At 43.3% G+C, this 8,812-nt stretch carries 8 protein-coding genes; 3 read left to right on the top strand and 5 right to left on the bottom strand.

What is annotated here, in order from left to right:
* The coding region (arfB, locus tag AB4496_RS00920; protein WP_372130495.1) for an alternative ribosome rescue aminoacyl-tRNA hydrolase ArfB at positions 1-212 on the bottom strand (212 nt) is incomplete at its 3' end.
* Between the two features lie 87 nt (positions 213-299).
* On the opposite strand from arfB, the gene AB4496_RS00915 reads away from it, so the two are divergent.
* A complete protein-coding gene (locus tag AB4496_RS00915) occupies positions 300-905 on the top strand; it encodes a beta-phosphoglucomutase family hydrolase (protein WP_102257714.1) in 606 nt (201 codons plus the stop codon).
* Between the two features lie 68 nt (positions 906-973).
* On the opposite strand, the gene AB4496_RS00910 is transcribed toward AB4496_RS00915, so the two are convergent.
* From AB4496_RS00910 to AB4496_RS00895, 4 genes are all read right to left on the bottom strand, one after another.
* Positions 974-2,878, bottom strand: coding sequence for a diguanylate cyclase (locus AB4496_RS00910; protein WP_102257715.1), 1,905 nt, complete (start codon positions 2,876-2,878; stop codon positions 974-976).
* A gap of 240 nt (positions 2,879-3,118) precedes the next feature.
* Positions 3,119-4,867 carry a formate--tetrahydrofolate ligase gene (locus AB4496_RS00905; RefSeq protein ID WP_102257716.1) on the bottom strand — a complete coding sequence of 583 codons (1,749 nt, stop codon included), beginning with the start codon at positions 4,865-4,867 and terminating at the stop codon, positions 3,119-3,121.
* 294 nt (positions 4,868-5,161) lie between these two features.
* Positions 5,162-6,466, bottom strand: coding sequence for an inosine/guanosine kinase (locus tag AB4496_RS00900; RefSeq protein ID WP_009845192.1), 1,305 nt, complete (start codon positions 6,464-6,466; stop codon positions 5,162-5,164).
* Positions 6,467-6,609: 143 nt separating this feature from the next.
* Positions 6,610-7,086 (bottom strand): CreA family protein, encoded by a 477-nt coding sequence (locus AB4496_RS00895; RefSeq protein WP_009845193.1) that lies wholly within the window; start codon positions 7,084-7,086, stop codon positions 6,610-6,612.
* Positions 7,087-7,334: 248 nt separating this feature from the next.
* Between AB4496_RS00895 and AB4496_RS00890 the strand changes: the two genes are divergently transcribed.
* Together AB4496_RS00890 and AB4496_RS00885 are read left to right on the top strand one after the other, a co-directional pair.
* The gene (locus AB4496_RS00890; protein WP_009845198.1) at positions 7,335-7,829 is read left to right on the top strand and encodes a hypothetical protein; all 495 of its coding nucleotides are present in this window, start codon (positions 7,335-7,337) and stop codon (positions 7,827-7,829) included.
* Positions 7,830-7,889: 60 nt separating this feature from the next.
* The coding region (locus AB4496_RS00885; RefSeq protein ID WP_372130494.1) for an ABC transporter substrate-binding protein at positions 7,890-8,812 on the top strand (923 nt) is incomplete at its 3' end.

Here is an 8,812-nt window from a genome sequence, read left to right as displayed (position 1 = left end):
ATAATCACACCATCTTTAGTGATACGACCATCTTTATGTGCAAGGAGTTTTTCTTTATAGAAATCGGGTAGGGTTGAGTGCTTGATGTCAAAACGTAAATGTATCGCACTCGATACTTTATTGACGTTTTGACCTCCGGCTCCTTGAGCTCTGATCGCGGTTAGCTGGAGTTCCCAGTCTTGAATTGAAACAGAGTTAGATATTTGTAACATAAACATCCATTTTGAACAGTAATATGGGGTCATGATACTGAATATTGGGTATGGTATCAGTAACTTTCTTAAAGAGTGATAGTAGTGATGAAAATTGATTTAACGGCATATGAAGGATTAATCTTTGATATGGACGGTACGTTGATCGATACAATGCCAGCACATGTAAAAGCATGGCAGCAAACGGCGGAAGAGTTCGGCTTTTATTTCGAAGCGTCTTGGCTGCATAGCTTAGGTGGAATGCCGAGTTATAAGATCGCGGGTGAGGTAAATAGTAAGTACGGTTTATCGCTCGACCCACAAGCGGTTTCTACGTTTAAAATGGCTTCGTTTGCAGCTATTGAAGACAAAGGAGATATTATCCCTTGTACGTATTCTCTTTTGATAGACCATCTCGGTGACAAGAAGATAGCTGTTGGAACGGGCAGTCAACGCAAGAGCGCAGAACAACTGTTAGATAAAACGGATATCTTGAGTAAGTTGGATATCTTAGTGACAGCGACAGATGTGAAGAATCACAAACCAAACCCTGATACTTTCTTAGCTGCTTGTTTGGGTATGGGTTTGCAGCCAAAGCAGTGTGTTGTGTTTGAAGATACTCACCTTGGTAAGCAGGCAGCCCATGCTGCGAATATGGATTGCATTCTGGTAGTCGAAGGGAATAAGCTTGAGTTCTACCCCGCACCGAATTGATGGTTAAGTGAACGACTCTAGAGTGAAATGAACAAGTTAGCGGGGCGGTGGTGCGACTCAGGCTTCTGCTATGCAATTTCGCTCATTTCGCTATCAAGGAACAAACATACACTGTTTCTACCTACTGCTTTTGCTTCGTACAGTGCTAAATCAGCGCACTTATAATTGAGTGCTGGTTCACTTGTTAGGTTGGTTATTCCGCCACTTATTGTAACGACGTTGTCGAACTCGATACTGATCGCGATTCTCAGCCTATTAAGCACATAGTCGGCTTCTTTTGGTGTCGTGTGAGGCAAGATAACCCCAAACTCTTCTCCACCAATACGAGCCACGAAGTCGGTATCTCGACATTCACGTTGCAGTACCTGTGCTACGATTTGAATCGCTTTATCGCCATAATCATGTCCAAACCTATCGTTAATGCGTTTGAAATGGTCAATATCCAATATGGCTAAGCAAGACTGCTCGCGAGTAGGGTAACGACTAACGCGAGAACACTCGTCACGAAGCTCCAGGTCGAACTTTCGTCTATTCCAACAGCCAGATAGTGCATCTTTTTCGCTAAGGTTTCTCAGTTTATTCTCGAGCTCTTTGCGTTTGCTGATATCAACAAATGATGCAACATAAAATTGAATCACATCTTTTGAGTCTTTGATGGTTTGTATTCGAAGAATTTCCGTGATGAAGGTGCCATCCTTTCGTCGGTTCACCACTTCGCCTTCCCACATCCCTGTCTCTTTAATAACGCTCCACATTTTAATGTAGAACTCTTCATTATAGCGGCCAGCGTTAAACAATGAAGGCTGTTTACCTTTTACATCTTCTAACTCGTAGCCACTGACACGGGTGAACTCTTGGTTTACTTTTATGATTCGGTTATTTTTGTCTGTGATTAATAGGGCAGACATACCATTCATTGCTGCTTTGGCGAGTTGGCTTTCGATACTGTTCTTTTTATGATTTCTGTTCCACAGTACGAAACCTGCAGAAATCATTGAAATCAATATCGAGAGTATGATTATCTGAACGACTATGGCGTGATTTTCTTGTTGAAACTGAGTGTTAAATTGATGTTCTTCAATATGAAGAACCATATAGATTGGTCCTTCAAACTGCTTAATTTTAGGGCTGATGTCAGAGTGAAAATACCAGTTTTTACCATCAAAATAGCTGGATGAGGTACCGCTTTGAATATTCTGCCACAGGCCTGGGGCTAGTTTTGCATACGTCTTGTCTGAACGTGATTCAACCATATGCCCAAATGAATCCTCAGGGTCGGGCCCCATGATGACATGACCCGATTTGTTAAGAATGACCGGAACTGTCGCTGATGTACCTATCTGGTAATGTAAGCGATCATAGATCTCGCGCATATTTAGGTTAGCAATGAAATAGCCAATAATGTGCTCCCCTACAGTGACAGGCGTCATAATGCGAAGTGTCGGCGAAAAGGGGCGAATTAACTCTCCATTTTCGGCCTCAAGATCAATGCCTTTAGCGCTTACCTCTCCGATCGATAATTCTTGTAGCACTTTGTAGTAATCGCGAGAGGATTTGTTCTGTAACTTGTGGTCTGCGACGATAGTTGCTTGACCATCCTTGTAGTTGACGCGGAAGACTTCGTTGGCGTCTAGATCTAGGAAACGTAGTTGAGAGTAGTACCGTTGCCCGTTTACTAATACTACCCAGAGATCTTGAAGTGCCTGTTTGTTAGCAATCGAAGGTTCAGCAACTGCACGGAGTAGGGTCTGTGAAGCGGCAATAGAGGGAACCGCGTTTGATATTTGCTCAACAATAATCGCGAGTTGATGAAAGCTGTATTCGATTTGGTTTTGATTCGACTGTTTGATGTTCAGCGCATGCTGAGCTTCAACCCGTTCAAATTCAGAGTTTATATAGAGAGCAGGGACTAATCCTAGGACAAACAGGGTACATAGAAATTGGCTGATTAGTTTTTTTATACTCGTATTCATCACTGTCCTCGAAAAATCAGCGCAATACTATATATTTTGTAGGTCTATTAATGTGATCTTGACCCAAAACTTATAATCAGGCGTGCATATAATTTTGGTTTCAATGAAATTTATTGCATTTGGGGTGTTAATTAAGCAATTAGGTATCAGAAAGTAGACCTGTCCGTAAATATAATGGGGAGCATAGTACGGACAGGCTATTCTAGATAAAGCGGATTTTTAGCCTATGTCTTGTCGTAATTAACTTAAACCAACGATGTTTCCTTTGCTATCAATGTCCAACGACATAAAAGCCGGTTTATCAGGTAGGCCTGGCATGGTCATTACATTGCCGCACAGCGCGTAAATAAAGCCAGCACCAGCACACAGTTTTAGCTCCCTAACGGGTACGTCAAACTGAGATGGTGCACCTTTTACGTGTGCTTCTGTCGAGATCGATAGTGGTGTTTTTGCTAAACAAACCGATAGGTCGTTATAGCCATGCAGTTTGAATTCGGCCAGTTGTTTTTTAGCCAGTGGAGATAGCGAGATACTTGCTGCGCCATAGCCAACTTCAGCGACGGCCATCAGCTTTTCTTCTAGGCTTTGCTTTGAGTGATACAAAGGCTTAAATTCACTCTGTTTTTGGCAAGCTTTTACTACGGCGTGAGCCAATTTAGTCGCCCCTTCGCCACCCTGACCAAATGCTTCGCTTACTTCAACGCTAACGCTTGGGTCGAAGTCGGTGATCATCTGTTTCAAAGCATCGAGCTCTTGAGCTGAGTCTTGTGGAAATCGATTGATCGCAACAACTGTAGGCACTTGGTATTGCTTAACGTTGTTGATGTGCCATTTAAGGTTCTCAAGCCCTGCAATGAGCGCGTCTTGGTCATCATTAAAGATTGAATCTGGTAGCGGAGTTCCCGGTCTCAAATCGTATAAACCTGAGTTGGCTTTTAGACCTCGTAATGTTGCGACAATAACAGCACAATCTGGCTTTTTGTTCGATGCTTTCACTTTGATGTTGCACGCTTTCTCAAAGCCCATATCTGAGCCGAAACCGCCTTCAGTCACAACAAAATCACTCAGCTTTAACGCAATCTTATCGGCAATAATAGAAGAGTTACCGTGTGCGATGTTAGCGAAAGGCCCTGCGTGAATTAGGGTAGGAATCCCTTCAAGGGTTTGCATCAATGTTGGCTCTATGGAGTCTTTCATTGTGACGGTCATAGCACCTGCTACGTTGAAGTCATCTGCGGTTAATGGCAAGCCTTGGTTGTTGTATGCGAGTACCACTCGCCCGATGCGCTTTCTTAAATCTTGAAGGTCATCAGTTAGAGCAAGAATAGCCATCAGCTCTGAAGCGGCTGAGATGTCAAAGCCGTCCTCGCGCTCAAAGCCATTAATTGTTTTGCCTGCTTCGTTCTTGCCAACCGTGATCATACGCAGTGCGCGGTCATTGTGGTCAAGTACACGTCGCCATACTATTCTGCGTGGGTCGATATCCAGAGCTTTTAAGCCTGAGCGAGCCTCAAAGGCTTCTAACCCTTCACGTTGCTCATGATACAAACGAGCGTCAATAGCGGCAGAGGCGAGGTTATGAGCGACTGTTACGGCATGAATGTCGCCAGTCAGGTGAAGGTTCAATTGCTCCATTGGGGCAACTTGTGAATAGCCACCGCCAGCTGCACCACCTTTTACACCAAATACCGGGCCCATTGAAGGTTGGCGAATGCAGGCTATAGCGGATTGGTTAATCTTTGCTAGGCCTTGCGCTAATCCGATAGTGGTGACGGTTTTGCCCTCACCAAGAGGCGTCGGTGTGATGGCCGTAACCACGACTAATTTACCATCTTGTTGGCTAGCGAGGCGTTCAAGTGATGTGAGAGACACTTTAGATTTGTATTGCCCTAATGGCTGATGTTCGTTGTGGTGCAGGCCAGCTTGCTTGGCAACCTCACTGATGTTTTTAAGGGGAGTAGAGCGACAAATATCAATATCAGACAGCATATTTGATCCTTATATCAGAACCGAAAGGTGGTACGTAAACGTTTGCGTGGCGATAGTACTGTATAAATTTGCCAAGTAAAGGCAAACCACATCAATTATGTGCTGGAAGATAACAGATCTAAAGAGTCATTGCGCGAGATCAAATCTTAAACGAGCAAAATATTCGATCTGATTACCTTCAGTTACGGCTATATTGGTGTTGAATACAAAAAGGGCTGCATATAGCAGCCCTTCAAGGAATGGGTAATCTAGCTTGGCGTTAACCTCTAAGAGTTAACTACTTAATGTGGTCGATTAACGATCCCAGTATGTTTCTTCTAAGCTATCTTCGCGTTCAGGTAGTGCACGAGAAAGGCGAGGAGAGTGCTGAGTCAACACTTCATAGCTTACACGGTTTGCGTACTTACAAATTTGAGACAGAGAAGAATACGTTAGACACGAGTGCTCGTGCTTTTCTGAGTTTGGAACATTCACGTGGTGGTAGCTGTTTGCTGCCATGTCGTGTAGAAGTGCAGAAAGTGCACCATCACCAGCACCATTGGTGTTTTTAATCTCGCGCGGGCCACCAAGATAAGGGCCAATGTGAGAGTATACTTTTACCGGGTCTTGACAGTCTTGCTTACGCATAGCACGGCTGAACTCGAATTTATTGAACTCAGGGATGTTACCCGGTAACAATGGCAGAGTGGTTTCGCGTTTCGCAGGCTCGTCGGTGTAGCCAGCCATGTATAAACCGATAGGGCCAGCAGTACAGAGAACGAGGTCAACCCATTCAAGTGCTTTGTTAGCAGCTAGAAGCGGATCTTTTTCACCCGTTAACGCCTCACCTTCGTCTTCGTTCATCGCGACGATGGTTACGTTTTCTTTCAGATATTCTTGCCACCATTCCGCATTACCTTCGATCACGTACTTAGTACCAAGTGTTAGTACAACTGGCACATTGTGCGCTTTCGCGTATTCAATCGCTTTTTGTACCGCTTTTGGCATCGGATCTTCAGGTTTGCCGCGCATTAGGTATGACGACACAACCAATGCTGATGCTTTCTCGAACACTTTTTCAGGAACGCTTTCAGGAAGCAGTTGGTTCATGTGGCCTTCGTTGATTGCAAACGTACGTTCACCATCTTCAGAAATAAGCGTGTAGCAACGACCAATAGGACCATCAACCGTTTGAAGGTGATTTAGATTCATACGAGAAGAAGTGCGGCAAAGGTAACGATAACCAAATGAGCCAACTTCAATCTTCTTAGACATAACGCCAAGCAATACAGATTTACTGTCTGCAAGTACGGAATAGTTGTGCAGTGTGTTGCCGATAGTATCGCCAGGGTATTGATGCGTGATCAAACCGCGCTCAACTAACTCTTCGTACAGCGCATCTGCTTTACTCTCTTCCAATACCAGTGAGTGACCTTTACTCAGCTCATATTTTTCAAGGAACGCGTTATCAACACGGGCTTCGATATCAACAATCGTTTGACCAACACCGACAATTGTTGCGCGGTGAAGCTTAGGCGTTTGTTGCATTTGGTTGACCAACGGATCACGTGCGTGAGTTGGAAAGTAGTGTTTAGATTTACGCTGTCCAGGAAACTTCATATGAAAAATACAGTGAAAAAATTTTGCCGCATGATATCACATTTTGTTTCTGATTCTTTCATTTTTATTACATTTAGAATCACCTGTACGATGTCTGTACAGGTGACTCGTTTTACTTTTCGCTTGAGGGCATTTACGTGAGCCTATTCCGCTGGGACGAGTGTTGCTGGATCAACGTAAGCCTCAGTACCCCATAGGGGAACGGTTGAAAGGCTATGCTTGAAACTGCCTTCTGTTTCTTTGGTGGTGTATGATAAGTAAAGCAGTGATTGATTCTCTGCATCGTAGATACGACGAACCTTCATTGTTTTAAAGAAGATACTTTTTGATTGTTTGAATACCACTTCACCAGATTTGCTTTTGTCTATTTTAGCAATCATTTCTGATGTAATTTCACCGGTTTGACGACAAGAGATAGAGCTATCGCTTGGATCGGAAAGGCTAAGGTTTGCTTCGATTGAAGCGATATGACAAGTCACACCTGCGATTTTATCATCATCTAAAGAAGACATTTTGATATCCTTCATTGTGAAGAATCCAAGAGAGACGTCGCCAACCTCGTTGTCCGAACAGCCAGCCAACATTGTGATGATACCCGCTGCTATTAAGGCTTTTTTCATAAGAAGTCCTTTTTATTTATAGAGTTCTGTTTACTATAAGGATATTGAAAGCTTGAATACGAGTGTAGAGCTTTTCGTTAAGTTCTTAAAGGATGTTGTTGGATAATGGAAAATATGAAGCATTTAAAGTACTTGTTGGCCTTGGTCATGCTCTGTATGCTCTGTGCTTGTAGCTCGGCACCTCAGTCGAATATATGTCTTCCAAATAGCTGTGACATTTGGGGATACTAACCGTAGGTACTAAAAGAATGAATAACGAAATACCTGAAATTGTACAGAAGAAAAACCAATGGCTGTTTAGTCAACTCGATATTGCCTACCCCGCAAAAGAGAGCCTGCTAGGCCGAGAACTTTATCAAAGCAAACTCCCGTCCAAGACATACCAACTCCTCACCCAAGATCAAACACCTTCCCAAATTGATGAACTGCATAAAGTCGACTTCCATAAACTGACCGTACTTTTTTCACTTAACCAAGCCAGCGCTTACCAAGATGAAACCGAAAGGGCGCACATGTTAGAGTTTTTGAGTCAGATTATGTTATCTGACGAACATGTCTTATACATAGGGACTCAAAATGGTGATGTAGCAGCGAGCGCTATCGTTACAGAAGCGGAGGATTCTCTGCTAATCTCAGATGTTGTGGTTGGAGGTGGTCAAAGTATCAACGCTTTTGCTAAGCAGATCCTTGATTTTTGGGCACAAGATCATGCTTCTCGCGATAAAGTGTGGGTCGAGAACTAAAGGTTCTTTGAGAAAGCGTTAATCTAAGTAAAATACCCCGTCTTATTTAAAGGGTATTGTATGTACAAGCTATTGTTCTCAATCGCTGTATTGTGTGTTAGCGCTTATTCTTCACTCAGTTTTGCTAATGACTGGGATATCAAACGCATCCTAGTTTTACACTCATACGAACCTTCTTATCAGTGGACCGCTGACTTCCAAAAAGGGATAGACAGTGCGTTCAGCCAATCTCAAGCCGAAGTTAAACTCTCAATCGAGTATTTGGATTCAAAGCGCGTCCATAGCCCTGAGTACTACGATTCTATCGCGAACTACTTACGTACCAAATATGCAGATTATAAGTTTGATGGTGTAATCGCGACTGACGACAACGCGGCTAACTTCCTTGAATCTCTGCCTAGTTTGATCGATCGCTCCACACCTGTCGTTGCTGCCGGTATTAACGATTTCAGTACCGACATGTATTCGGTGTCTGATAGAGCAACCGTGCTTTATGAGAACGATCAGATAGACGTCAATATTGATCTAATTTCGAAGTTAAGACCTAACCTAAAAATACTGTATTTCATCAATGATTACAGTGTCACTTCTGAGTTGATTCGCAAAGAGATGAATCGCGTGATGACTGAGTTCCCTAATATCACATTGGTTGAAATACGCGATCTATCGTTAGTGCGTACCCGTCAGTTTTTGGAAGGTATCTCCGCTGATGACGCGGTTTTGCTCAGTCATTACAATACCGAATTGAATCGAGGCGTGTATCATACTTATCAAGAGGTTTCGGATACTTTGTCTAAAGCAAGTGCTGCTCCAGTGTTTGCTTTGTGGCAGTTCTATATTTCGGGAGATGTACTTGGTGGCTATGTGAATCACTCTCAAAGCATGGGGGAAGAGACGGTTAAGGCGCTCGATAAGTACCTACCTCTTGGTTTCAGCGAACCTTTAACGCCAGGTGATAACAAACGTTTTGTTTTCAATTATCC

The organism is Vibrio sp. 10N.222.46.A1, assembly GCF_041473595.1.
In the GTDB taxonomy this organism is placed as follows: Bacteria; Pseudomonadota; Gammaproteobacteria; order Enterobacterales; family Vibrionaceae; genus Vibrio; species Vibrio tasmaniensis_A.
The sequence above is the reverse complement of the archived record's forward strand: the minus strand, read 5'-3'. Positions and strand labels throughout refer to the sequence as shown.